This is a genomic window from Reyranella sp., assembly GCF_030651995.1.
Taxonomy (GTDB): Bacteria; Pseudomonadota; Alphaproteobacteria; order Reyranellales; family Reyranellaceae; genus Reyranella.
Genome location: NZ_JAUSBN010000047.1, coordinates 78,598 through 103,585, shown reverse-complemented (window position 1 = coordinate 103,585; position 24,988 = coordinate 78,598). Strand labels below are relative to the sequence as shown.

The 24,988-nt window shown below is 67.4% G+C and carries 26 protein-coding genes; 6 read left to right on the top strand and 20 right to left on the bottom strand.

Annotation, left to right across the window (positions count from 1 at the left end; translation table 11 throughout):
- Positions 1–197: 197 nt before the first annotated feature.
- The 3 genes from Q7V45_RS14285 to Q7V45_RS14275 all read left to right on the top strand — a co-directional run bounded on the left by Q7V45_RS14285 (position 198) and on the right by Q7V45_RS14275 (position 2,283).
- Positions 198–485 (top strand): hypothetical protein, encoded by a 288-nt coding sequence (locus Q7V45_RS14285; RefSeq protein ID WP_304853114.1) that lies wholly within the window; start codon positions 198–200, stop codon positions 483–485.
- Positions 486–1,073: 588 nt separating this feature from the next.
- On the top strand, positions 1,074–1,520 hold the full coding sequence (locus Q7V45_RS14280; protein ID WP_304853111.1) for a hypothetical protein: 447 nt from the start codon (positions 1,074–1,076) through the stop codon (positions 1,518–1,520).
- Between the two features lie 40 nt (positions 1,521–1,560).
- Positions 1,561–2,283 (top strand): response regulator, encoded by a 723-nt coding sequence (locus Q7V45_RS14275; protein WP_304853108.1) that lies wholly within the window; start codon positions 1,561–1,563, stop codon positions 2,281–2,283.
- A 30-nt stretch (positions 2,284–2,313) separates the two neighbouring features.
- On the opposite strand, the gene Q7V45_RS14270 is transcribed toward Q7V45_RS14275, so the two are convergent.
- Positions 2,314–2,853: a DUF3576 domain-containing protein gene (locus Q7V45_RS14270; RefSeq protein ID WP_304853106.1), complete on the bottom strand. Its 540-nt coding sequence runs from the start codon at positions 2,851–2,853 to the stop codon at positions 2,314–2,316.
- Positions 2,854–3,274: 421 nt separating this feature from the next.
- Between Q7V45_RS14270 and Q7V45_RS14265 the strand changes: the two genes are divergently transcribed.
- Positions 3,275–4,657, top strand: a complete 1,383-nt coding sequence (locus Q7V45_RS14265) for a porin (protein ID WP_304853102.1) — start codon at positions 3,275–3,277, stop codon at positions 4,655–4,657.
- Between the two features lie 76 nt (positions 4,658–4,733).
- Here Q7V45_RS14265 and Q7V45_RS14260 read toward each other — a convergent pair whose 3' ends face one another.
- The 9 genes from Q7V45_RS14260 to Q7V45_RS14220 form a co-directional block, all read right to left on the bottom strand.
- Positions 4,734–5,501: a class I SAM-dependent methyltransferase gene (locus tag Q7V45_RS14260; RefSeq protein WP_304853099.1), complete on the bottom strand. Its 768-nt coding sequence runs from the start codon at positions 5,499–5,501 to the stop codon at positions 4,734–4,736.
- Positions 5,501–6,187 (bottom strand): LUD domain-containing protein, encoded by a 687-nt coding sequence (locus Q7V45_RS14255; RefSeq protein ID WP_304853096.1) that lies wholly within the window; start codon positions 6,185–6,187, stop codon positions 5,501–5,503. Before Q7V45_RS14255 ends, Q7V45_RS14260 begins: the two co-directional genes overlap by 1 nt.
- Positions 6,184–7,602 (bottom strand): LutB/LldF family L-lactate oxidation iron-sulfur protein, encoded by a 1,419-nt coding sequence (locus tag Q7V45_RS14250; RefSeq protein WP_304853094.1) that lies wholly within the window; start codon positions 7,600–7,602, stop codon positions 6,184–6,186. The genes Q7V45_RS14255 and Q7V45_RS14250 overlap by 4 nt, the downstream gene beginning before the upstream one ends.
- Positions 7,602–8,393 (bottom strand): (Fe-S)-binding protein, encoded by a 792-nt coding sequence (locus Q7V45_RS14245; RefSeq protein WP_304853092.1) that lies wholly within the window; start codon positions 8,391–8,393, stop codon positions 7,602–7,604. Before Q7V45_RS14245 ends, Q7V45_RS14250 begins: the two co-directional genes overlap by 1 nt.
- Positions 8,394–8,512: 119 nt before the next feature.
- On the bottom strand, positions 8,513–9,613 hold the full coding sequence (locus Q7V45_RS14240; protein WP_304853089.1) for a murein transglycosylase A: 1,101 nt from the start codon (positions 9,611–9,613) through the stop codon (positions 8,513–8,515).
- 17 nt (positions 9,614–9,630) lie between these two features.
- On the bottom strand, positions 9,631–10,350 hold the full coding sequence (locus Q7V45_RS14235; RefSeq protein WP_304853087.1) for a Tim44/TimA family putative adaptor protein: 720 nt from the start codon (positions 10,348–10,350) through the stop codon (positions 9,631–9,633).
- A gap of 90 nt (positions 10,351–10,440) precedes the next feature.
- Positions 10,441–11,793: an adenylate/guanylate cyclase domain-containing protein gene (locus tag Q7V45_RS14230; protein WP_304853085.1), complete on the bottom strand. Its 1,353-nt coding sequence runs from the start codon at positions 11,791–11,793 to the stop codon at positions 10,441–10,443.
- Positions 11,793–12,629, bottom strand: coding sequence for a class I SAM-dependent methyltransferase (locus tag Q7V45_RS14225; protein WP_304853083.1), 837 nt, complete (start codon positions 12,627–12,629; stop codon positions 11,793–11,795). Before Q7V45_RS14225 ends, Q7V45_RS14230 begins: the two co-directional genes overlap by 1 nt.
- Positions 12,630–12,639: 10 nt before the next feature.
- Entirely contained in the window at positions 12,640–13,488 is an 849-nt protein-coding gene (locus tag Q7V45_RS14220; RefSeq protein WP_304853081.1) for an MBL fold metallo-hydrolase, read from the bottom strand.
- Positions 13,489–13,687: 199 nt separating this feature from the next.
- Between Q7V45_RS14220 and hspQ the strand changes: the two genes are divergently transcribed.
- Positions 13,688–14,059 carry a heat shock protein HspQ gene (gene hspQ, locus Q7V45_RS14215; RefSeq protein WP_304853078.1) on the top strand — a complete coding sequence of 124 codons (372 nt, stop codon included), beginning with the start codon at positions 13,688–13,690 and terminating at the stop codon, positions 14,057–14,059.
- Here the strand turns inward: hspQ and Q7V45_RS14210 are convergent, their stop codons facing one another.
- From Q7V45_RS14210 to Q7V45_RS14185, 6 genes are all read right to left on the bottom strand, one after another.
- Positions 14,060–14,722 (bottom strand): cysteine hydrolase family protein, encoded by a 663-nt coding sequence (locus Q7V45_RS14210; protein WP_304853074.1) that lies wholly within the window; start codon positions 14,720–14,722, stop codon positions 14,060–14,062. It lies immediately after the preceding gene.
- A gap of 133 nt (positions 14,723–14,855) precedes the next feature.
- Positions 14,856–16,313, bottom strand: coding sequence for an ABC transporter ATP-binding protein (locus Q7V45_RS14205; protein ID WP_304853215.1), 1,458 nt, complete (start codon positions 16,311–16,313; stop codon positions 14,856–14,858).
- 47 nt (positions 16,314–16,360) lie between these two features.
- Positions 16,361–17,044, bottom strand: a complete 684-nt coding sequence (locus Q7V45_RS14200; protein WP_304853071.1) for a cysteine hydrolase family protein — start codon at positions 17,042–17,044, stop codon at positions 16,361–16,363.
- 8 nt (positions 17,045–17,052) lie between these two features.
- Complete coding sequence (locus tag Q7V45_RS14195; RefSeq protein WP_304853068.1) at positions 17,053–17,979, bottom strand: ABC transporter permease; 927 nt, start codon at positions 17,977–17,979, stop codon at positions 17,053–17,055.
- A gap of 2 nt (positions 17,980–17,981) precedes the next feature.
- Positions 17,982–19,037, bottom strand: a complete 1,056-nt coding sequence (locus Q7V45_RS14190; RefSeq protein ID WP_304853066.1) for an ABC transporter permease — start codon at positions 19,035–19,037, stop codon at positions 17,982–17,984.
- A gap of 306 nt (positions 19,038–19,343) precedes the next feature.
- Positions 19,344–20,456, bottom strand: coding sequence for a BMP family ABC transporter substrate-binding protein (locus tag Q7V45_RS14185; protein ID WP_370692603.1), 1,113 nt, complete (start codon positions 20,454–20,456; stop codon positions 19,344–19,346).
- 214 nt (positions 20,457–20,670) lie between these two features.
- Here Q7V45_RS14185 and Q7V45_RS14180 point away from each other — a divergent pair, with 214 nt between their 5' ends.
- A complete protein-coding gene (locus tag Q7V45_RS14180) occupies positions 20,671–21,330 on the top strand; it encodes a GntR family transcriptional regulator (protein WP_304853064.1) in 660 nt (219 codons plus the stop codon).
- 294 nt (positions 21,331–21,624) lie between these two features.
- On the opposite strand, the gene Q7V45_RS14175 is transcribed toward Q7V45_RS14180, so the two are convergent.
- From Q7V45_RS14175 to rph, 4 genes are read right to left on the bottom strand one after another with little or no spacing between them, the layout of a single operon-like run.
- On the bottom strand, positions 21,625–22,503 hold the full coding sequence (locus tag Q7V45_RS14175) for a transporter substrate-binding domain-containing protein (RefSeq protein WP_304853061.1): 879 nt from the start codon (positions 22,501–22,503) through the stop codon (positions 21,625–21,627).
- Positions 22,500–23,654 carry a radical SAM family heme chaperone HemW gene (gene hemW / locus Q7V45_RS14170; protein ID WP_304853058.1) on the bottom strand — a complete coding sequence of 385 codons (1,155 nt, stop codon included), beginning with the start codon at positions 23,652–23,654 and terminating at the stop codon, positions 22,500–22,502. Before hemW ends, Q7V45_RS14175 begins: the two co-directional genes overlap by 4 nt.
- On the bottom strand, positions 23,651–24,265 hold the full coding sequence (gene rdgB / locus Q7V45_RS14165; protein WP_304853055.1) for an RdgB/HAM1 family non-canonical purine NTP pyrophosphatase: 615 nt from the start codon (positions 24,263–24,265) through the stop codon (positions 23,651–23,653). Before rdgB ends, hemW begins: the two co-directional genes overlap by 4 nt.
- Positions 24,265–24,984: a ribonuclease PH gene (rph, locus tag Q7V45_RS14160; protein WP_304853053.1), complete on the bottom strand. Its 720-nt coding sequence runs from the start codon at positions 24,982–24,984 to the stop codon at positions 24,265–24,267. Before rph ends, rdgB begins: the two co-directional genes overlap by 1 nt.
- Positions 24,985–24,988 lie beyond the last annotated feature (4 nt).

The window sequence follows — 24,988 nt, the reverse complement described above, 5'->3', positions numbered from 1 at the left end:
CACTCTCCCGCGTTTCCCGCTTGTAACGCGAAGGCCCGGAAGTGTTTCGTGTGTTTCGCGAGGCGCCGGCCCCGTAAAGGCGCAACGCACGAAACCAACCGGGCGGCTCGCGCAGTCGGCGGGAAACCGGCGGGGACTACCTTTCTCCCATCGACGGACGGCATCCCGCCGCCCGCCACATCCAAGGGGAGAGACCCATGTTCGCCAAGTTCGCCATCGCCGCCGCCGCTACCGTTCTCGCCACCGCCATCGCCCTGCCGGCCAGCGCCCAGTTCGTGTCCAAGTACTCTTCGATGTCCAATCACTCCGTATCGGCCTCGACGTCCTCGACTTCGATGCACCAGCCGCCCCGGCCCACCAGCGGCACGATGCACCAGCCGCCGCGGCCGACCAGCGGCACCATGAACGTACCGCCCGCGCCGAAGCCGGCCCCCCCGCAGAAGCCGGTTCCCGCGCCGAAGCCGCCGAAGCTTCCCTCGCGCTGAGAAACCCGATCAAGGCCGGTTCGTCGCCGGCACCTCCAGGAACGGCGCCCCTCGCGGGCGCCGTTTTCATTGGCGGGTGGCGCTCCCCACACTTTGCGAGCGCCTGTGTCCCGTCATGCCGGAGCCGCGCAACCTACGAAACCGGATGAACCTTCCGAGCAGTCCTCTGGAAACGCGACGGTCCTATCGTTCTGCCATCGACGCACGTCGTGCGCCGCTCGCCACCTCAACCGGAGACTCCGATGCTTGTCAGGTCTGCCATCAGGGCTGCCACAACCGCCCTTCTTGCCCTCGCGGTCGCTCAGGCGGCCCATGCCCAGCACCTTCATGGCAACGGCGTCGAGGACCAGCCGTCGCAAAGGTCGGCGAGCCCGAACGCGCACCCAGGGTCCGCGCCGGCTGCGAGCATCGCCGGCGCGACGGCCACGCGTCCGTCCGTGCTGCCGCCATGGGTGCCGGGTCGCGTCGTGCCCGCGGTGTCGACTCCGTCTTCGCAGCCGACGCTGCAGCGGATCAGGCGCTGATCGCCGGCAGTCCCCCGGATACCGCACCCGAACACACTGGCGTCGTCGAAGAAGGATGGCCCCCATGTTTCGCTCTCTCCTCCTCTTCCTCATTGCCCTGCTACTCGCCGGAAGGGCGCATGCCTTCAGTCCCGAAGGCGCCACCGCTCAGATCACCGACCTGGGCAGCCACCACGGTTTCGCGATCGGGCTTTCCGGCCTCGACACGACCCTGGCCGAGAATCCCTCGGGCGATCGACTGACGATGACGCGCCTGGCGACGGTCGGCCTTTCATGGTCCCGCGGCGGATTCTCGGTGGGCGTTTCGGCCGGGCATATGGACTACGCGCAGTATGTGCTGCCGAGTTACACTGTCGGGACGGCCAGGCTGACGAGTGTTTCGATCGGTCACGCGATCTCCGACGTGTCCGGCGGAACGCTTGCGGTCGGATTGGGCGCCCACCGCTACTATTTCGACCAAGGCTCGATCGGTCTTTTCACGGGCAGCCTTCGCTGGTCGCGCTCCTTCTGACGCTCTTTCATCCCGTGCGGTCTTGCGCTAACTTATTGCAGTGGCGAAGCCAAAAGACCAGCGACCGCACCTCATCGTCGTCGAGGACGAGGCCTTCCAGCGCGAGACGCTGATCGAATTTCTCGGCGGGAATCATTATCGCGCCTCGGGTGTCGAGTCGGGTGCGGCGCTGCGCAAGCTGGTCGAAAAGGATCCACCCGCCCTCGTCTTGCTCGATCTCCGGCTGTCCGGCGACGAGGACGGCTTCGCGCTCGCCCGCTTCCTGCGCGAGCGCAGCCGAAAGACCGGCATCATCATGCTGACGGCGAGCGGCGACACGATCGACCAGGTGGTGGGGCTGGAAACCGGCGCCGACGACTACGTCGCCAAGCCCTACGACCCGCGCGCCCTGCTCGCGCGCATCAAGGCGGTCCTGCGCCGCGCCGGCGGGGCCGAGGCGGCGACGACCGGTGAGCGCGTGCGCATGGGCAAGTGCCTGCTCGATCTGCAGTCGCGTCGGCTGGTGACGCTGTCCGGCGAGGAAATTTCCCTGCGGGCGGGAGAGTATGAACTGTTGAGGCTGTTCGCCGAAAATCCGAACCGGCCGCTCAGCCGCGACTGGCTGCTCGAGACCACCAGCCATCGCGAGATGGAAGCCTTCGACCGCGCCATCGATATTCGAATCCTGCGAATCCGCCGCAAGATCGAGGTCGATCCCGCCCGCCCGACGTCGATCCGCACCGTGCGCAGCGCGGGCTACATGTTCGTGCCGCCCGAAGACTGAAGGCGGCTTCTGACCTGCAGAAGGGCCGTCTCAGGACCCGCCGGCGATCCGGAGCTGGCGGGCGCGCGTGAGGATCGCGTTCTCGATGTCGATGTTGGTGCGCGGATCGACCTGGGCGTCGACCCAGTTGCCGCCCCGGGGGCTGGTCTGCTGCTTGAAGACCGAGACGCGGATACCGTCGGCCCGCAGTTCGCGGTCCAGAATGGTGACCTGGACCTTCATGCGCTCGTTGGGCGTTTCCGCGGGCGTGTACCAGTCGGTGATGATGACGCCGCCGAACGGATCGGCCGAGACCAGCGGGATGAAATTGATGGTGTCGAGCGACGCCCGCCACAGATAGGCGTTCACCGCCACGCCGGTGCCGGTGTCGTCTCTCTTCTCCGCCTTGGACCCCAGGAGACCGCCCGGGCCGAACAGGGTGCCCTGCTCCTGGGTACGGCCACCCAATCCGGATCGGACGTCGTTCCTGCTGCGATCGCCGGACGGACCGGTAGCCCTCTCGTACTTGCTGGTTTCGTCGGCGCAGCCGGAAGCGGCGACAGCCACCAACGCAGCTGCGACAATGCTCACGAATCTGGACGGTCCCGTCATAGAATGGCGCCTTGATCTTCCCATGGGCCGCAATTCCGCGGCGGAGACAGAGGCGGGGACCATAGGCTCAACGATACCTGAACTGCAAGCGGGTGGGCGATGTGGCACATATAGTTCTCCATTGCAACGGACTTGGATCTTTTGTAAATCTCGTCACGCAACCTGTTGTGCCTGAGGCTTCCGCCACCGCTCGCAAGGCCCGCAAAATGTGACAAAGACGCCACAGGTGCGGGCAGAATGAAGCCGTCGGGCGACCATTTCTTGACCCTCGATTTGGCGAAGTGTTTTATAGCCTTGCCGCATTGGTGGATTCGGTGGGCCTCGTGTTCAGGCTTCCAGTTCCCGCCGGTCGGACAGGCCTTTTGGTACGTACCAGTCTCTGATCAATGAGAGAGGGAGAATGATGAAGAAGCTTCTACTTGGCTCGACCGCCTTGGTCGTCGGCGGGTTGATGGCCGCCCCGGCCATGGCTGCCGATCCGATCAAGCTCGGTGTGGGCGGTTATTACACCTTCTACGCCATCGCCGGCGGCATCCAGTCGACCTATGCCACCAACGGCACCTGGGCGCAGTACAAGGGTCTCAATTTCCAGCAGGAAGGTGAAATCCACTTCATCGGCCAGACCAAGCTGGACAACGGCACCTCGGTCGGCGTGCACGTCGAGCTCGAGGGCTGGGCGCAGGGCAGCACGGCCACGGCCGGCGCGGCCTGGATCGACGAAGCCTTCCTGTTCGCCTTCGGCGACTGGGGCCGCGTCGAGTTCGGTGCGCGCGACCCGGCGACCTACCGTATGTACTACGGCACGCCGTCGGCGCTGATCGGCTTCGGCGCCGTCCAGCACAACTCGAACTTCGCCTGGGCCAACCAGAGCGTTATCGCCAACAACAAGGCGTGGTTCCACGCCACGACGACGACCAACGCCGGTCAGTTCCAGGACGCGCAGGGCATCAACTACTTCACCCCGCGCTTCCAGGGCCTGCAGATCGGCGTCGGCTATCGTCCGAAGGTCAACGTGAACCCGCAGGGCGGTGCTGGCTCCGGCCTCGGCGTCGGTCCGGGTTCGGGCACGACCGGTGTCTGCGGTTACTCCAACGCCACTTCGGCGCCGAACTGCCTGACGAACGACTACTCGTATCAGGACGTGTTCGACGTCGGCGCCAACTACCTGAACAAGTTCGGCGACGTCCGTGTCGCTCTGTACGGTGCGTTCCTGTACGGCAGCTTCATCCCGGGCAACCAGCCGTTCGCCGGTGCCGCCAACATGTCGACCGGTGCCAACGCGACCGCCTGGAAGCAGTGGGTCGTCGGCGCTCAGGTCGGCTTCAAGGGCTTCACCCTCGGTGGCGCGCTTGGCTGGGACAACCAGGGCCTTGGCTCGAACTACTTCACCGGTCAGAACAACGACACGCGCTTCTACACCGCGGGTCTGATGTACGAGACCGGCCCGTGGCAGATGTCGGTCGGCTGGACCGGTTCCTACAACAACAACGGTAACGGCTCCGTCGGCTGCAACACGATCGCCGTCAACGCTGCCACCTGCACCAATCCGGCCGCCACCGGCGTTCCGGGTGTGAACTCGACCGCCTTCGGTCCGGGTAACAACCCCGCCAACCTCGCTTTTGGCCAGGAGTCGGTCAACAAGTGGGAAATCGGCGTGAACTACGCGCTCGGGCCGGGCGTGAAGCTCACCGGCGGTGGTCTGCTGTACTCGGCGTCGGGTCCGTCTGCTGCCGTCTCGGGCAACAGCTGGGGTCTGCTGATGGGTATGGATCTGCGCTTCTAGTCGCAGACCCTACGATAAATCGGAAAGAGCGGGCGAAAGCCCGCTCTTTTCTTTTGTGCGGGTCGACGTTCGCCTTCTATCGCGAGACGCGGCGGCCGATCAGGTTGACGAACAGGCTGGGCAGGTAAGTCCGCGACACCGGCAGGCGTTCGGTCGCCTGGCGCGCCAGCACGGCCCGATTGTCCTCGTGATCGAGGACGAGCTGGAAGAGGCCCTGTTCCACCGCGCCGGCACGCGGGTCGAGCTCCGGCCTGCCATCCCGTTCGATCCGATAGGCGACGTCGAGGCCGACATCGCCGCCGCTGTAGAAGGACGAGGCAACCTCGAGCCGCCCGAACAACAGCATCAAGCCCCGCACCGAAAAGCGCCAGTAATCATCGGGCGTGGCCTGGAAGGCCTGCGACCAGGCCGCCGCCACGAAGGCAAACCCGCCGGGCCGCAGCGCCTGCTCGATGTTGCGGGCCGCCCGCGCGGGATGGCGCGTATGCTCGAGAACGTGACAGCAGATCGCAAGGTCGAACGGCTCTTCGCCCAGCTTCCCCTTCAGGGTCCGCCGATCGCTGCAGATGTCGGCGACGCAATCGACGTTGGCGCCCTCGACGAGATCGAGGCCGACGAATCGGGCCTTGGGGCCGAAGCGCGTGGCCACGAGCTTGCGCCAGTTGCGCACGTTGCGGTCGGCGACCAGCGTGCGCGATCCGACCTGCAGGACCCGGGGCGCCCGCTTCCCGACCGACTGGGCCACCCGGTCCAGCACCAGGTCGATCTCGCGCGCAACGCTCGTGCCGACGACACGTAGCTCACCGGGGCGCTGCTCACCAGGAGTGGCGCCGCCGCCGGCCATCAGTCGCGCACGACCAGGATGTGCATGCGGCGCGGGCCGTGGGCGCCCAGTTCGATCGTCTGCTCGATGTCGCCCGTTCGGGATGGCCCGGTGATGGTGTTGACCGTGCGGGGCATCAGGTCCTTGCCATAGCGCGCGCGCAGCCGACCCCAGACGTCCTCGTAGCCGCCCACGATATCGGCCTCCCGCAGCACGACGACATGCGTGTCCGGCAGCAGGTTGAGCGAGACCGGATGGTCGGGACCGGAGGCCATCACGACGGTACCGGTCTCGGCAATGGCCGCAAAGGCGCCGGTGACCGAGACCTGGTCGCTGCCCTGGCCGTGACCGCGCCGGATCGAAAGCATCTTCTGGCTCGCCCAGTCGTAGCCTTCGAGCAGGGGCGAGGGCGCCATCGCGACGTTCGCGGGCAGGTTGTTGCGCGCGAGGTAGGCGCTCACTTCGCCCGGCACCTCAGCCGGCCCGACCCTGGCCACGGTGGCGTTGAGCGTCTCGGCCCACTGGCAGAACAGCGCAACCTTCTCGGCCTGGGGCAGCTGTCCGCGCGCCACCGACGGCCCGCGCGGTGGTTCGGCCAAGCGTGTCTCGACGGCGCTGCGGGCCTCGCCGGTGAGTTCGCCGCGACGCAGCGAGCGTCGGATGCCTCCCAGGATCTGGGCCCGGGCGTCGTTCGGGGCGTCGCTCATGCCTTCCTCTTCGCCCAGCGTGCGTGGAACGTGCCGCCGGGCTGCGGCGCGGGGAAGTCGCGGAAGCGCGTCCAGCCGCTGGCGAGTGGCAGCGCCCGGTAGCGGCCGTCGGCGCGGCCGAACAGGGCCAGCACGCGATTGGCCATTGCGGTGAGCTTGCGATAGAGCGCGGGCCGGCGGGCGGCGAAGCTCCACATCGCCAGGCCCTGGCGGACGGCCTTGGGCGTGAGGTGCTTCTCGAATTCCCGTTCGCGCCAGTGGCGCATCAGCTTGGGCAGCGGGATGCGCACCGGACAGACGCTCTCGCACCGACCGCAGAAGGTCGAGGCGTTGGGCAGGTTGCTGGCCTCCTCCACGCCCACGAGCTGCGGCGTCAGCACGGCGCCCATCGGGCCGGGATAGACCCAGCCATAGGCATGGCCGCCGACCGCGCCGTAGACCGGGCAATGATTCATGCAGGCGCCGCAGCGGATGCAGCGCAGGATGTCCTGCATCTCTGTGCCGAGTACCGACGAACGGCCGTTGTCGAGCAGCACGACGTGATACTGCTCGGGCCCGTCGAGATCCTCGCGCTTTTTCGGCCCGGTGTTCAGCGTCGTGTAGGCCGAGGATTCCTGGCCCGTCGCCGACCGCGCCAGCACGCGCAGCAGCACCGCCGCGTCCTCCAGCGTGGGGATCACCTTCTCGATGCTGGCCAGCACGATGTGCATCCTGGGCAGCGTGTTGGAGAGGTCGGCATTGCCCTCGTTGGTCACCAGCATCGACGAGCCTGTCTCGGCCACCAGGAAATTGGCGCCGGTCAGCCCGACATCGGCATCGAGGAATTTCTGCCGCAGGACATAGCGCGCTTCGGCGACGAGATCGTTGCGCTCGGTCAGGCGCTTGTCGAAGCCGAGCTTGGCGTGGTGCTCGAGGAACGTATCGGCGACCTGGTCCTTGGTGAGGTGCACGGCCGGCGCGATGATGTGGCTGGGCGGCTCGTTGCGCAGCTGGATGATGTATTCGCCGAGGTCGGTCTCGATCGGCGCGATGCCCAGCGCCTCGAGATGCTCGTTGAGCGCGATTTCCTCGGCCACCATCGACTTCGACTTGGCGACGGTGCGGGCGTTCACGCTCTGGCAGAGCTCGGCGATGATGCGTCGTGCGTCGGCGGCGGTCGGCGCCCAGTGGACGTGGCCGCCGAGCCCAATGACCTTGCGCTCGAATTCTTCGAGATAGAAGTCGAGGTGGGCCAGCGTGTGGTTCTTGATGTCGCGCGCGCGGTCGCGCAGCGCCTCGAACTCCGGCAGCCGCTCGGCCGCCTGGCGCCGCCGCTCGGAGAAGCCGACCTTAAGCTTGGCCAGCGAGTCCTGCAGGTTGGGGTCGGCCAGCGCGTGGTCGACATTCGCCTTGAAGGCATGGGCGGTCGATTCCATCAGCTGCGCTCCGGTTCGCCGATCGCCGGCAGGTCGCCCATCCCGGCCAGTACCTCGGCGACATGGCGCACGCGGATGGCGCTGCCTTCGCGCTGCAGCTTGCCCGCCATGTTCATGAGGCAACCGAGATCGCCGGCCAGCAGCGTGTCGGCTCCGGTGGATGCGATATCGGCCGACTTCTCGCCGACCATCGCGTTCGAGATCTCGGGGTACTTCACGCAGAACGTGCCGCCGAAGCCGCAACAGACTTCGGGGGTCTTCATCTCCCGGAGCTCGAGTCCCTTCACCGATCCCAGCAGGTTGCGTGGCTGAGCCTTGACGCCGAGCTCGCGCAGGCCGGAGCAGGAGTCGTGATAGGTCACGCGACCGTCGTAGCGCGCCGCGACATCCCTGACGCCCAACACATCCACCAGAAATGCGATCAGCTCGTAGCTGCGATCGGCCAGGTTCTGCGCGCGGGCCTTCATGGCGGGATCGTCGTCGAACAGGCCCGGATAGTGGTGCGACAGCATTCCACCGCAGGAGCCGGAGGGCGCCACGACCGCGTCGTAGCCTTCGAAGGCGTCGATCACCTGCGCGGCAATGGCGCGGGTCGTGGCCCGGTCGCCGGTATTGTAGGCCGGCTGGCCGCAGCAGACCTGGGCCGGCGGCACGTCAACGGTGCAGCCGGCATCCTCGAGCAACTTCACCGCAGCAAAGCCGACCGACGGCCGGAACAGGTCGACGAGACAGGTGACGAAGAGCGCGACGCGGCGCGGGCGGGCGGGTGGTTTGGACGGTGATGTGGACACAGCCCGAACATGGCAGCGGTGAATTTGGCGTGCAACGACCACTTGTCCGGAATTTGTTCCAGACTGATGGGGGCGGACTGCCGGCGCGACCGCCGACGGCCGGCAATGCGTCCCGGCCGTCAGTTCTTGTTTGGAACGAGGACGACGGCGCGACCGTCGCTGTTCATGCGGCCGGCCCAGTCGGCTGCCTGCGCGCCGGCGCCGTAGAATACGTCGCCGCGCGCCGGGCCCTTGATCGCCGCGCCCGTGTCCTGTGCGATCATCAGCCGGCGATAGGATTCGGTGGCGCCGGGCTTGCGATACACCGGACGGCGCGTGTCGATCCAGACCGGCGTGCCGTATGGCGTGAGCGTCGGGTCCACCGCCATGCTGCGCTGGGCGGTGAGCGGCACGCCCTGGGCGCCGATCGGGGCCGAAGTCCTTGTGTCCCTGAAGAAGATGTAGCGTTCGTTCCGGCGCATGACGTCCCGCGCCTGCTGCGGATTGCGCTTCAGCCAGTCGCGAATCGCCGGCCAGGTCGCGTCTTCCTTCTTCATGATGCCCATCTCGACCAGCACGGCGCCGATCGCGGTATAGGGGCGGTTGTTGGAGCCGTCGAAGCCGAGGGTCATGCTGCCGCCCTCGGCGAGCTGAATGCGCCCGCTGCCCTGCACCTGCATCTCGAACAGGCCTACCGGATCCTGCACATAGGCGATCTCGAGGCCCTTGCCCTTGAGCGCGCCCGCTTCGATCTCGGCGCGCGTCAAATAGGGTTGATCGGTCAGGTCGGGCGGCTTGCGGTAGACCGGGACGGTGAAGAGGCGGGACGGCACCTTGCTGCCGCGCATCTCGGGCTCGAAGTAGCCGGTGAACTTGCCCGGCGCCTTGACGATCAGAGGGCGGAAATTCGATTCGAAGAAATTGCGTGCGCCGCGGGCGTCGCCGACCTTCACCGCGCCGGCGGCATCGCAGATGTGCTTCCATTCGCCGGCGGTGATCGTCTTCTCGCCACCGTCGGTGGCGATCCTGACGTCGGGGCCAGCGGTCAGCCTGGGGCAGGAACGGCGAAAGGCTGCAAGCGCCTCGGCGTGGCGATCCCCGGCCCAGCCGGCGATTTCGTTATAGGAGGTCGGCTCCATCGCAATGCGCTGCTGGGGCGCGGAGCCGGGGGTCGAGGCGCAGGCAGAGAGGAGAGCGGCGGCAAACAGGGCCACGCAACCGGCGAGGAGGCTCCTTCGCATTCCCGGAAAAGCCTCCCTCAGCCTTCGCTTTCGGTCTTCACCAGCTGCCAGTTGGGATCGCCGGAAGTGGTGTCGCGACGGAACGTCCAGAGGTCGACGACCTTCTGCACTTCGTTCGGATTGCCATCGACGATCTGGCTGTCGGCATTGCGCACGACGTTGATCTGCTCGCTCACGAAGCGCACGGTGACGACGGCGTTCGTGCCCTCCATGTCCGCGCCGGCAACATCGGACGCCTCGAAGCCGATCAGCGTCGTTTCAGCCTTCTCGTTGCGCTCGATGCGACCGCGAATGGCGGATTCGAAGCTGGCATAGGTGGTGCTGTCGAGCAGCGGCTTCAGCGTCGCGGTGTCGCCGCGGGCGAAGGCCTCGACGATGGCGGTGAAGGCCGCGCGCGCGCCGCCCGTGAAGCCGATCGGTTCGAAGTCCGGGTCGGCGGCGCGAATGGCGGCAACGCCGGCGGTTGCCGTCGGCAGGACGGTGGCGCGAATGCCGCCGGGGCCGCTGGTGGGCGACGACTGACGCGGCGCCGGCGCATTGGCCGTCGGCAGCGGCACGACATTGTCGTTTCCTTGCGGTGCATCGCCGACACGGGGCGGTGGCGGTGCGGGTGGCGTGAAGGGATCGCGTGCCGGCGGCTGTTCGTTGCCGGTACGCTTGCCCAGCACGGACCGCAGCCGCAGGATCAAGAAGACCGCGACCAACCCGATCAGGATGATGTCGTAGTTATTACCCACGATGGCGCTCCACTGTCGCAAATTACATAGGCTGCGAATGGGCAAAGGGCAAGGCAACCCCGCCTGCCGCTTCCCGGGCGGTCCCGCGCCTCAGGCGGCAAGGACCACAATATCGACAGATTCCGTAACGCCGCCAACCTTCCGATTCGGCCGCCGCTCAGGCACCGTGGGCGCACGATAGCCCTGACGCTCGGCGAGCGCATAGGTTTCGCCGTCCGTCAGGGCGCGGGTTCCCTCTTCCTTGTTGTGCTTCTCGAGCTTCGTCGCGAGATTCACGGCCTCCCCGATCACCGTGAATTCGAGCCGTTCGCCATCGCCGACCGCGCCGAACACCACCCGCCCGGACGCGACGGCAAGGCCGATCTCCAGGGGCGGGAGGCCCGCCGCGCGACGTTCCGAAGCCCAGTTTGCGGCGGCCGCCATCACCGCGTCGGCCGCCCGGAGCGCGTCGGCGGCGGCGGTCGCCGACGGCATGACCGCGCCGAACGAGGCCAGGATGCCGTCACCCAGGAACTTGTCGATGCTGCCGCCGGCCTCCGCGATCAGCGGGCAGACGCGCCTCTGGTAGTCCTGCAGGACCTTCATCACTTCATCCGGCGGGAGTTCCATCGACAGCCGTGTGAAGCCGCGCAGGTCGGCGGTGAGGATCGCGACATCGCGCAGCTCGCCTTCACCCGCTTTGATCGAAATCGCCGCGCCGCGGATGCGCGCCGCGACTCCGGGATCGAAGAAGCGCGACAGATCCTGCGCCGCGGCGCTTTCGCTCACCGCCTGCACCAGCAGGTGACGGGCCCGCGAGATGGCCAGCGCCAGTACCAGGGTGGTGAGCAGGATGGCGATGATCTTGTCGGCCTCGGCGTGGACCAGAAATGCGTTCGAGGTCATGTACTCGACGAAGTCGTCGGTCGGATTGGCCGGCCCGCCACGGCCGCCCAACGCGTAGAGGATGAGCCCGATCCAGCCCGCGATCGCCGCGAGGCCGGTGAACACGACGAAGCGCGCCTCGAAGCGCAGCGCGCGGAGGGCGATGAACAGGAACACGTAGAGGAACGTCGGCGCCTTCAGATAGAAGACCGCCGGCTGGGCGTACTTGTAGTGGAACGAGTAGATCAGCCCCATCAGCAGGAGCATGTCGGCGATCACCGACAGGTAGAGCATCCAGGGCCGCAACAGGCGTGCGTAGGCGAGGCCCAGTCGCAGCAGACAGAAGGCGCCGTAGATCACCAGCACCTCGAACTCGAAGGAGTAATCCTCCTGCACCACACCACTCGGCATGGAGCTCGATTCGTAGACCGTGGCGACCAGCACCACGATGACCAGCTGCACCCAGCCGATCAGGATCTCGCTCTGCTCCTGCTGGCGTTCGATCGCCGCGCGCACGCGCTCGGGCAGCTGGGCCGCATCGCCGCTGCCGAACAACCAGACGCGCAGATGGCGCAGCATCAGAGCTTTTCCAGCCAGAGACTGGCGGGGAGCGCATCCGGCGGTCGCGGCAGGCGCGAGATCACCGAGGCGGCCAGGCGGTCGGCCATGCGCCGCTCCGCCCAGACGCTGGAGAAGATCGGCTTGAAAGCGCCGCTCGTCAGCAGGGGAACCACGCCCTGCTGCTCGTTGTAGGCACGCCAGCCCCAGATCGCGGGATAGTCGAACGGCAGGAAGATGTCGTGGATATGGACCAGCGTGCCGGACGGCAGGCGCGGCAGAACGCGGTTCAACAGGATGTCGACGTCGCTGCCCGGCATCAGGATGTGGCTGGAATCGATGAACAGGACGTCGCCCTGGACGAGGCCGTCGAAGACCGTGTCCGGGGCCGCCTGCAGGGTCGAAGACTTCACGCGGACCCCGGGCAGGTCGGCAATGTCGGCTCGCGGTGCCGGATCGATCGCCAGAATTTCGCCGACGCCGCCCAGGGCCTTGGACAGCAGCCGGGTCGAATGACCCGAGCCCACCTCGATGATGTGTCGCGGCTTGCGCTCGCGGACCAGCGCATACGCCACGGCGGCGTCGAGCGACGGGAACCACGACTGCTCGAACATCGCGGTGCAGCTTTCGAGCGCTTCCGCCCGCGCGTCGACGGCGTCGAGCACGGCGGCGAACTGGTCGGCATGCTCCTCGAACAGGCGCTCGATCGCGGGATAGGGCGGCTGCGAACCCGGCGGCGGCAGCAAGGGCGCATAGCGGTGCGGAATGAACCAGCCGCGCGGCTTCAGGCCGAGCACGGTCGGCAAACCAAGGGCGAACCGCCGCCAGCGGCCGCGCAACTTTGATCTGGCGCTCATCGCGGTCTGCTCACGGCGTCAGCGTGAGGCCTTCATGGGCGACGAGGACACGCGGCAGGCCGCTTGCCGCAACGCCCGGGCGTGCGAGGGCGGCGGCCCGCGCGACACCGTCCATGAACGCGTCGTCGTGGCTGGGATCGTGATGGAAGATCGCCAGCGTGCCGACGCCGGCCGCATCGGCGACTCGCACGCCCTCCTGCCAGGTCGAGTGTCCCCAACCGCGATAGCGCGCGTATTCCTCGTCGGTGTAGCTCGAATCGTAGATCATCACGTCGGCGCCGCGACAGAGGTCGACGATCGTGGAGTCGCGCTCACCTTCCCGGTGTTCGGTGTCGGTGATGTAGCAGATCGACTTGCCGAGATGGTCGATGCGATAGCCGGTGGCGCCGTTGGGATGGTTGAGCGGTATCGTGCGCACGGCGACGGCGCCGCACGACAGGTTCTCGCCCGACTTGAACTCGCGGAATTCGACGCGGGCCTGGAAGACGTCGAGGGACACCGGATAGAGCGGCGCCTGCATCAGGTGCCCGACCACCTTCTTCAGCGTGTAGGGCGCCTCGAGATGGCCGGCCCACATGCGCACCGAATTGCGTCGGTCGAACAGGGGCGCAAAGAAAGTGAGCCCCGAGATGTGGTCGAGATGGGTGTGGGTGAAATAGATGTCGATGTCGTGGGGCGGCTGTCGCGCCAGTTCTACCCCCAGCGTGCGAATACCCGTGCCGGCATCGAAGATGAGGCGCCGGCCCCCGGCGGTGATCTCCAGACACGACGTATTGCCGCCATAGCGAACGTATTCCGCGCCGGGGCACGAAATCGATCCCCGTACGCCCCAGAAGCGGACTTTCAGACCTTCGACCAATCAACCCTTCCCACCGAGTATTTCGCCAGAGTCCACACCGAGGTGCGTCCCGTCAACCGAGGCGCGAGGTCCTTGCACCTTGGCCACATTCTTGCGTAGCGATCTATACGGCTGTTTTTCACGTATTCTTGCAGTCGGCGGTCGAATCCGGCGTCCCGACTGCGTTGCCTACCGGCCAGTTCGGAGCAATACTTTGTCTATGGAACCCATCAATCAGGCTTCTGCCCCGGCGCTCGCCGCGCCGCCCGTGCGTTGCGCCAAGTTCGCCATCGGCCAGGTGGTGAAGCACCGCGTCTACCCCTTTCGCGGCGTGATCTTCGACGTCGACCCGGTGTTCGCGAACACCGAGGAGTGGCTGTCGTCGATCCCCGAAGAGGTGCGGCCGCGCCGCGACCAGCCCTTCTACCATCTGCTGGCCGAGAACGCCCAGACCACCTACGTGGCCTACGTGTCGGAGCAGAACCTGCTGGCCGACGATACCGGTAAGCCGGTGTCGCATCCGCAGGTGCCGCAGTTCTTCAAGGAACTGAAGCGCGGCCACTACGTCTCGCGCGAGCGTGCGCTGCACTAGTCAGCGCAGCGCCTCGGCGATCTGATCGACGGGGGCGGTCCAGCCGACGATCGCGCCCTGGGCGCGGATCATGTCGAGCGCCGCCTTCTTGAACTCCGGGAAATAGCTTTCGGTCGCGTCCTCGGCCAGCAGGCACTCGAAGCCGCGGTCGTTGGCCTCGCGCATGGTCGTCTGCACGCACACCTCCGTCGTGACCCCCGCGAATACGAGATGCGTGACCCCGCGCTCGGCCAGGATGTCGCCGAGCGGCGTCGCGTAGAACGCCCCCTTGCCCGGCTTGTCGAGCACGATTTCGCCAGGCTTCGGGCTGAGTTCCGGCACGATGTCGGCGCCCGGTTCGCCGGCGATCAGGATGCGGCCCATCGCGCCGGGATCGCCGATCCGCATCGACGGCTTGCCGCGCAGCCGCTTGGCCGGCGGGCAATCCGACAAATCGGGCTTATGGCATTCGCGCGTATGGATGATCGTCAGCCCGGCGCTGCGGAAGGCCTCGATCAGCCGGCCGACCGTCGGCACGATTGCGGATAGAAGGCTCACATCGTTGCCCAGGGTCGCACCGAAGCCGCCCGGCTCGATGAAGTCGCGCTGCATGTCGATGACGATCAGCGCCGTGTGCGCGGGATCGAAAGTGAAGTCGAACGGTTGGGCAGCGATGGTCTTCATGGGCGCACCAACAGGGGTTCAGAAACAGGTGTCATCCTGAGCGCAGCGAGGGACCTTTGCGCGCCGGCAATTAAAGGTCCCTCGCTGCGCTCGGGATGACAACGAGACTAGAATCGGCATCTCGCGCCGCTCATCAGTGTCCCGCCATGGCGCGGCCGATGGCGCCGACGTCGGCGCTGGCCGCGTCGGTCTGCAGCGCCAGCCTGCCGTCGAACATGACGACGATGCGGTCGGAGAGCTGCAGGATCTCGTCGAGATCCTCGCTGACCAGCAGCACCGCGGCGCCGCGGTTGCGCGCCTGCACGATGCGGGCGCGGATCTCGGCGACGGCGGCGAAGTCGAGGCCGAAGCAGGGATTGGCCACGATCAGCAGGTCGCCTTCGCTCGACAGTTCGCGCGCCAGCACGGCGCGTTGCACGTTGCCGCCCGACAAGCCGCGGATGGCAGCATCCGGGCCCGGCGTCTTCACCTTGTAGGCCTCGATCAGCTTGCGCGCCGTCTCGCGCATCGGGCCGCGCCGGAGGCGGATGCCGTCGGGCGAGGAGGGCGACTGGTCGAAGGAACGCAGCGCCATGTTCTCCGCCACCGACATGTCCGCGACACAGGCGTTGCGCAGCGGCTCCTCCGGAAGGCAGGCGATCCTGTGGCGGACCATCTCGGGCCGCGTCGCGGTATAGACCTCGCCGTGCACCAGCATGCGGCCCGCCTCGTGGTCGCGCTGGCCGGCCAGAGTCTCGACGAGCTCGCGCTGGCCGTTGCCTGACACGCCCGCGACACCGACGATCTCTCCGGCGCGGATCTCCAGCGCCAGATCCTCGACCGCGAGCTGGCCGACATTGTCGGCGACGCTCAGCCCTTCGAGCTTCAGCACGGCCTTGCCTGGCGCTCGGATTTCGCGCTCGACCACGGTGCGCGTCTCGCGCCGGCCGACCATCATCTCGGCCATCATGTCGTTGTCGAGTTCGCTCGTCGGCTTCGTGCCGATCAGCTGGCCGCGGCGCAGCACCGTGACGGCGTCGCAATAGGTGTTCACTTCACGGAACTTGTGCGTGATGGTGACGATGGTGATCTGCCCGTCGTCGGTCAGCTTCTTGAGCGTGGTCAACACCTCGTCGGCCTCGTCGGGCGTCAGCACCGAGGTCGGCTCGTCGAGGATCAGCAGGTTGCGCTTGAGGTAGAGCTGGCGAAGGATCTCGCCCTTCTGCTTCTGGCCGGCCGCGAGGTCGGCGACGGCCACGTCGACCGGGACGGTGAACGGCGTCGTCTCGAAGTAGGCGTTGAGCGCCCGCCGCTCGGCCGCCCAGTCGATCACCGCCGGCAGGTCGCCGCGCGACAGCACGAAGTTCTCCAGCACCGTCATGTTCGGCACCAGGGTGAAGTGCTGGTAGACCATGCCGAGCCCCAGCTCGTGCGCCTGGCGCGGATGGGCGATCTCGACCTCGCGATCGTTCAGCAGGATCTGGCCCTGGTCGGCGGCGTAGTAGCCCATGGCGCACTTCACGAGCGTGCTCTTGCCCGCACCGTTCTCGCCCAGCAGCGCGTGGAAGGCGCCGGCCTCGATCTTCACCGAAACGTCGTCGAGCGCGGCCATCGCGCCGAAGCGCTTGGTGAAGCCGATCAGTTCGAGGGACGGCGCGGTCACGCCAACGCCTTCAGGATTGCCGCCGAGTTGGCGACGGCGCCGAACACGCCGCCCTGCATCTCGACCATCTTCAGCGCCGCCTCGTGATTGCCCCGATCGGTGGCACCGGTGCAGTCCTCCACGATCAGGCATTCGAAGCCGCGATCGTTGGCCTCGCGCATCGTGGTGTGGACGCAGACATCGGTGGTGATCCCGGTCAGCACCAGATTGTCGATGCCGCGCGTGCGCAGCATCAGCTCGAGGTCGGTGGCGCAGAACGAGCCCTTGCCCGGCTTGTCGATGATCGGCTCGCCGGCGATCGGTGCGAGATCGGGGATGATCTCCCAGCCCGGCTCGCCGCGCACCAGGATGCGCCCGCACGGGCCCGGGTCGCCGATGCCGGCGCCGATCTGCCGCGAGCGCCAGCGCTTGTTGGGCGGCAGGTCGGAGAGATCGGGCCGATGCCCTTCGCGGGTATGGATCACGGTCCAGCCGGCCTTGCGCGCGGCCGCGAGCAGCTTCTGGATCGGCTCGATGGGGGCACGCGTCAGCGACAGGTCGTAGCCCATCTTGTCGACATAGCCGCCGACGCCGCAGAAGTCGGTCTGCATGTCGATGATGACCAGCGCGGTGTTGTCGGCGCGCAGCGCGCCGTTCCACGGCCAGGCATAAGGACGGGAGTCGATATGGGTCTTGCTCATGACGGCTCCTACTTGACCGCGCCCAGTTCAGCCGGCGCGCCGCGCAGGCTGCGGGCGGGCGAACAGGTGGCGATCATCAGGGCGAGGGTGAGGACGTAGGGCGCGGCGCTGAACAGGTAGTAACCCTGGGTCACGCCAACCGACTGCAGGGCCGGGCTGATCGCGCCGGCCGCGCCGAACAGCAGCGAGGCCCACAGGCAGCGGATCGGGTCCCAGCGCGCGAAGATCACCAGCGCCACCGCCATCAGGCCCTGGCCGCTCGACAGGCCTTCGTTCCAGCTGCCGGGATAATAGAGCGACAGGAAGGCGCCGCCGATGCCCGCGAAGGCCCCGCCGACCGCCGTTGCCAGCAGCCGTACCCGTGCCACCGAGGCGCCGATCGCCAGGGCCGCGTCGACGCTCTCGCCCGCGAGACGGACGATCAGGCCCCAGCGCGTGTTCTTCAGCGCCCAGGCCAGCGCGAAGGCGAGCACGATGCCGACGATGAACAGCGGATTGACCTGCAGCGCCTGCTGCACCTGCGGGATGCTGCTCCAGCCGCCGAGATCGAGCGCGCCGAGGTTCGGGGCCTTGGGCTGGATGTAGGGCTTGCCCAGGAAGAAGGCGAGGCCGGTGCCGAACAGCATCAGGCCGATGCCGGTCGCGATGTCATTGACCCGGGGCAGCTGGCAGAGGGCGGCGTGCAGCGCGCCCAGCATCAGGCCGACGCCGGCCGCCACCAGCACGCCGAGCCAGGGCGAGCCGCTCAGCAGCGCCGTGCCGTAGGCGCTCATTGCCCCCATCATCAGGGTGCCTTCGAGGCCGAGGTTGATGCGGCCGCTGCGCTCGGTCAGGCATTCGCCGAGGCTCACGAAGATGAAGGGCGTGCTGACGCGGATGGCACCCGCCAGCATGGCCAACGGCACGCCCCACAGACCGATGTCGCTGCCGTCCATGCTCAGCGTCCCTCCACCGCGCGGAAGCGCCACAGCCAGGTCCACGAGCGGCCGTACAAGGTTTCGCTGGCCAGGATGCAGACGAAGATGATGCCCTGCAGGACCACCACCGCCGCGTCCGGCAGGTCGAGCCGGCGCTGCAGCAGGCCGCCGCTGGCGCCGATGCCGCCCATCAAGATGGCGACGGGAATGATCGCCAGCGGATGATGGCGGGCGAGGAAGGAAACCAGGATGCCGGTGAAGCCGTAGCCGACGGCCAGCGAGGCGTTGGCCTTGCCGTGCACCGCCGCCACCTCGACCATGCCGGCGAGCCCCGCCGCCGCGCCGCCGGCGGCGCAGGCGACCAGCACGTAACGCCCGACGTTCAGGCCCATCATGCGCGCGGTCTTCGGGTTGCCGCCGATCACCTGCATGGCGAAGCCGAAGGTCGTGAAGCGCTGGACGCCATAGCAGAGCAGGCAGGCCACGATGCCGAGCGCCAGGCCCCAATGGACGTCGCTGCCGCCGATCGTGCCCAGCATGTTGGCGTCGCCGATCGGATGGGTCGAGGGCTTGTTGAGGCTCGATGGGTCGCGCAGCGGGCCCTCGACGAAATGGTTCATCAGGGCGATGGCGATATAGGTCAGCAGCAGGCTGGAGATTGTTTCGTTGACGCCGCGATACTGGCGCAGGCCGCCCGCCAGCGCGATCCAGGCGCCGCCGGCGATCATCGCCGCCGCCGCCATGGCGAGATGGGTCACCAGTGGCCCGGAGGCCGCGACGGCGACGCCGGCGGCCGCGGCCGCGACGCCGCCCAGCACCAGCGCGCCCTCATTGCCGATGATGATCAGTCCGAGCCGTGCCGGCAGCGCCGTGCACAGCGCCGTCAGGATCAGCGGCGCCGCGCGCGTGAGCGTGTTCTGGAAGGAGAACCAGCTGCCGAACGCCCCCTGGTACATGAGCGCATAGGCCTCGAACGGATCGACGCCCGCATAGAAGATCAGCAGCAGGCCGAAGATCACCGCCGACGCGAGCAAGGCCAGCGCCGAGACGGCGATGCGTTCGAGGGCGGTGCCCATGCCTATGCCAGCCCCTGGAGCGAAGCGAGATGAATCGGCCAACCAAGAGGAGCCGGCCGCTCTCCCCTTCCTCCCCCGTCAGACGGTAGGGATATCGAATTTGCCCAAACTCCCCGTCGTCTCGACCGGAGCGCAGCGGAGTGGAGAGACCTTCTTTCCTCCATTTGACGGCTAATGGTGGAAAGAAGGTCTCTCCACTCCGCGCTGCGCGCTCCGGTCGAGACGACGGAAACTTTCATATGCGATTGCCCTGCGTGAGACGGGGGAGGAGAAGAGTTGCTCGTCTCATGCGTGCGCGCGGCGTCCTTACGACGTCGCGCCCAGAACGCCTTCGACCAGGTAGTTCATGCCTTCGAGCACGGGCTCGGTCTGGGTGTAGGTCGTGCCGCCAGCGATGATGGTGTTGCCCTTGTTGTCCTTCAGCGGACCCTTGAAGATCGCGAAGCTGCCGTCGACGATGCCCTTCCGCGTCTCCTCGACCTTGGCCTTGGCGGCATCCGATACGGCAGGACCGAAGGGCGACGTCTTGACGTAGCCTTCCTTTAGGCCGCCGCGCACGAAGTTGCCCGGCACGCCGCCCTTCTTCATCGTCTCGACGAAGTCGACGTAGATCTTCTCCCACTGCCACTCGGCGCCGGTGAGGTAGCCCTTGGGTGCGAGCTTCGCCTGGTTGGTGTGGTAGCCGCTGGTGAAGATGCCGGCGCGCTCCGCGGTCTCGATCACGACCTTCGGGCTGTCGACATGGCAGGTCACGACGTCGACGCCCTGCGCGATCATCGAGTTGGTGGCCTCGGCCTCCTTGACCGGAAGCGACCAGTCGCCGGTGAAGATCACCTGGGTGGTGGCTTTCGGGTTCACCGATCGCGCGCCCAGGGTGAAGGCGTTGATGTTGCGCAGGACCTGGGGGATCGGCTTGGCGGCGACGAAGCCCAGCTTGCCGCTCTTGGTGGTCATGCCGGCGACGATGCCGGCGAGATACTGGGCCTCGTCGATGTAGCCGTAGTAGCTGCCGGTGTTCATCGGGTTCTTGGCCTGGTTCCACAGGCCGCCGCAGTGGCGGAACTGGACCTTCGGGTACTTGGCCGCCATGCGCAGCATGTGCGGATCGAAGTAGCCGAACGAGGTCGGGAACAGCAGGGTGGCGCCGTCGAGGTTGATCATGCTCTCCATCGATTTCTCGACGGCGACGGTTTCCGGCACCTTCTCTTCCTCGACGACCTTCACGCCGGCCATCTTCTTCAGGACGGAAGCGGCCTCGGCATGGGCCTGGTTGTAGCCGTAGTCGTCGCGCGGGCCGACATAGATGAAGCCCACCACCAGCGGCTTCTGTGCCTGGGCGCCGCCCGCGAGACCGAGAGCGGCCGCACTGGCCGCGCCGCCCAGAAGTGCCCGCCGGCCGATATTGAACTTGTCGATCATCGAACGTCCCCCTCGATCGCTTATGCGGCCGTCGTGGCCTGAGAGGAGGACAGCAAGCGGTGTGCCACGCCCGGGAGGCGCCAAATGCGGGTGAATCCGCGAAGAAGCGGCGGTTCCCCGGGCGTAATTGTATGCAATTTCATCCTACTGCATTCTTTTTGGGCATGGTTGAGTGCACTATCGGCCTTGGCATCCATCTTGTATGCAAGTCGGCATGCGCAGCGACACCAACCCGACCCTGGCCGACAAGCTCGCCGCGGCGATCGCCGACGGCATCCTCAACGGCAAGTTGCCGCCCGGCGAACGCCTCGATGAGGTGGGCCTCGCCGAGCAGCATGGCGTGTCGCGCACCCCGGTCCGCGAGGCGCTGCGCCAGCTGGCGATGAGCGGCCTGATCGACATGCGCCCGCGCAAGGGCGCGATCGTTTCGAAGGCGACGCCCGAGGAGATCGAGAGTCTGTTCGTGGCCATGGCCGAGATGGAAGCGACCTGCGCCCGGCTCGCGGCGATGAGCATGACGCCGATCGAGCGACGGCGTCTGCAGGCGCGGCACGAAGCGATGATGGCGCTGGCGGCGGCGGGCGAGACCGAAGCCTACTCCGACGCCAACGTCGCCTTCCATTCGGCGATCTATGCCGGCGCCCACAATGCGCCGCTGGCCGAGTATGCGATGAACCTGCGCCGGCGCGTCGGTCCCTTCCGACGTGCCCAGTTCCGGATGGACGGCCGCCTGCTGCGCTCCAACCAGGAACACGACGCCGTCGTCCGCGCGATCGTCTCCGGCGACGCCGCCGGCGCCCACGCCGCCATGATCCATCACGTGAGTCTGGTGGAGGACGCCTTCGAAGCCTTCGCCGCGATCAACGCGGCTTAGAGTCGTGTTGTCGTCCTGAGCGCCGCGAAGGACCTCGCAGAGCGACCAGATGACTCCGTTTCCGGCGTGAGATCCTTCGCTGCGCTCAGGATGACCCGAGTAGGCGGTGTGTGTGCTAGAGTCTTTCCGAGTCCGATCGAATCACCACCACCCACCTCATGCTGAGGAGCGCTCCTCAAGAGCGCGTCTCGAAGCATGGGCACAAGCACCGCGTCCGTTGCCCATCCTTCGAGACGCGGCCCGCGGCCGCTCCTCAGGATGAGGGGGTGCGGGTCGACTTGAAGCGGAAAGACTTCAATTCAGCGCGAACGGGAAATACTTCTCGCTGATCTTCTTGTAGGTGCCGTCGGCCATCATCTCGCCGAACGCCTTGTTGAGCGCCTCGCGGAGCTTGGCGTCTTCCTTGCGCAGGCCCGCGGCGACGCCGACGCCGAGCGTCTGGGTGTCCTTGATGTCCTGGCCGACCAGCTCGCAGCAACTGCCTTCCGGCTTGCGGCTCCACAGCCAGAGTTGCGCCTTGTCGCCGAACACCGCGTCGATCTCGTCGTTGGCCAGGGCGGTCAGCGCCGCGGCGACCGAGGGATAGCGTTTGAGCTGGGCGGAGCGGCGGAAGCTCTTGTCGGCCCAGTCGGCATGCATCGAATCCTTCTGGATGCCGATGCGCTTGTTGCGCAGAAGCGACGGCGGCCCGTCATAAGGCGCGCCCTTGGGCGCGATGAAGGCGCCGGGCGACAGGTAGTAGCGGCGCGACAGGCCCATGCGCTGGCGCCGTTCGCGCGTCACTTCCATCGACGACATGATGATGTCGAACTTCTTGTCCAGCAGGCCGGGGATCAGCTCGTCCCACTTGAGCGCGACGAACTCGCACTCCGCCTTGATGCGCTGGCAGGCTTCCTGCGCCAGCTCCATCTCGAAGCCGGCCGGCAGGCCCTTGCGGTCGAGATAGTTGAAGGGCGGGAAGGCACCCTCGGTGGCGATGGTGATCTTGAAGGCGGGCGGTGTGAACGGCGACTTCGGCCCCGGCTTGGCGGCCGGCGCTGTCGCGGCGGGTTTGGCGGCCGGTGCCGGCTTCGCCGGCGGCTTCTGCGGGGGCTGGGCCGGCGGTTGTTGCTGCTGGGCCGATGCGACGCCCGTCATCGCCAGCAGTGCGAGGAGACCGAGCAGCAGCCTCATGCGACCAGCCGCTCCAGCAGCGCGTTGAGCCGCTGCCGCCCCTCGGCGGTCGCGCGCAGATGAGTGGCGTCGACCTCGAGGAAGCCCGCGCGGACCAGCGGTTCGAGCCGCGCCGCGTCGATCGCTTCGACCGGGTCGACACCCGTGACGGAGGCAAAGGTGGCGCGGTCGATGCCGTCGGCCAGCCTCAGTCCCATCATCAATGCCTCCTCCACCATGTCCCGTCCTTCGACCGACGAGGTTTCCGCCGTGCCGTGGCCCGTGCGCTCAACGGCCTCGAGCCAGGCTTCCGGTCCGCTCGACCGGCGGGTCGCCTTCTTGGTCGCTCCCACCGCAAAGCGGCCATGGGCGCCGGGCCCGATGCCGACGTAATCCTGATACCGCCAGTAGATCAAATTATGGCGGCAGGCGGCACCGGGGCGTGCATGGTTCGAAATCTCGTAGGCCGGCAGGCCGGCCCGGGCCAGCCGCGCCTGCGTGTGCTCGAACATCGCGGCGGACGCTTCTTCATCGGGCAATACGAAGGTGCCGCGGGCGTGGTCGGTGAAGAACCGCGTCCCGCGCTCGATGGTGAGCTGGTAGAGCGACAGATGCTCGCCGGCCAGCGCGAGCGCGCGTTCCAGCTCCTCCGCCCAGGCCTCGGGCGTCTGGCCGGGACGCGCATAGATCAGGTCGAAGGAATGGCGCGCGAAATGACGTCGCGCCGTGGCCAGCGCTTCCAGCGCCTCGTCGGCCGAGTGTTCACGGCCGAGGAACTTCAGCGCTGCAGGATCGAGCGCCTGCACGCCCAGCGACACGCGATTGACGCCGGCCTCGGCCAGGGCGGCGAAGCGGCTGGCCTCGACCGAGGTCGGGTTGGCTTCCAGGGTGATCTCGATCCCGGGCGCGCTGTCCCAGAGCGCGCGCGTGCGCGCGATCAGGGCGGCGACGGTGTCGGGTTCCATCAGCGAGGGCGTGCCGCCGCCGAAGAACATCGTCTCGACCCGCCGGTCCGGGGCCTCGCTTGCGGCATGTTCGAGTTCGCGCAACAGCGCCGCCCGCCAGCGCGCCTGCTCGACACCCTCGCGCACGTGGCTGTTGAAATCGCAGTAGGGGCACTTCGACTTGCAGAAGGGCCAGTGGACATAGACGCCCAGGGGCGCCGGGCTCATCCGAAGCAGGCCTCGACCATCATCCGGAAGGCGCGGCCACGATGGCTGATGGCGTTCTTCTCGGCGTCCGACATCTCCGCCGTCGTGCGCGTCTCGCCGACCGGCTGGAAGCAGGGATCGTAGCCATGACCGCCCGTGCCGCGCGGCGGCCAGACGATGGCGCCGTCGAGCGTGCCGTGGAACAGCTCGACATGCTCGTCGGGCCAGGCCAGCGCCAGCACGCAATGGAAGGTCGCGATCCGAGCCACGTCCGTCTGCGGTACGTGACGCGCCGCCAATTCGTCCTGGATGCGGCGCATGCCGACCATGGCGTCGCGCGTCGGGCCTTCCCAGTCGGCCGTGTAGACGCCGGGCTGATGATCGAGCGCGTGCACGCTGAGACCGGAATCGTCGGCGAGCGAGGGCAGGCCGCTCGCCCGAGCCGCCGCCAGCGCCTTCAGGGTCGCATTGTCCTCGAAGGTCGTACCGGTCTCGTCCGGCGCCGGCAGGCCGAGATCGGCGGCCGAGACGATCTCGACGCCGAACGGGGCCAGCATGGAGCGGATTTCGCCCGCCTTGCCGCGATTGTGGGTCGCCACAACGAGCCTGGGCAGGGCGAAGCGCCGCGCCATCAGCTCTTCCCGAGGGCCAGCTTCTGCAGGCCCACGAGTTCGCCGATGCCCTTCTTGGCCAGGGTGAGCAGTTCGTGGAACTGCGCCTCGGTGAACGGGTCCTTCTCGGCCGTGCCCTGCACTTCGACGATGCCGCCGGTGCCGGTCAGCACGAAGTTGGCGTCGGCATCGGCCTTGGAATCCTCGGGATAGTCGAGATCGAGGACGGCGGTGCCCTCCCACAACCCGCACGAGACCGCCGCGACGGTGCCGGTGAGCGGGTTGACCGCCAGCTTGCCGTCCTTGATCAGGCGCTCAAAGGCATAGTGCAGCGCCACCCAGGCGCCGGTGATGCTGGCGGTGCGCGTGCCGCCATCGGCCTGCAGCACGTCGCAGTCGATGTTGATCTGGCGCTCGCCCATGGCCTGCAGGTTCACCACGGCGCGCAGCGAGCGGCCGATCAGGCGCTGGATCTCCTGCGTGCGGCCCGATTGCTTGCCGCGCGCGGCCTCACGGTCCGTGCGGGTATGGGTCGAGCGCGGCAGCATGCCGTACTCGGCCGTCACCCAGCCCTTGCCGCTGTTGCGCATCCACGGCGGCACCTTCTCGTCGACCGAGGCGGTGCAGAGGACGTGGGTGTCGCCGAACTTGACCAGGCACGACCCCTCGGCGTGACGGGAAAAGCCGGGTTCCAGGGAAACCGGGCGAAGCTGGTCGGGGGCGCGGCCTGAAGGGCGCATTTAT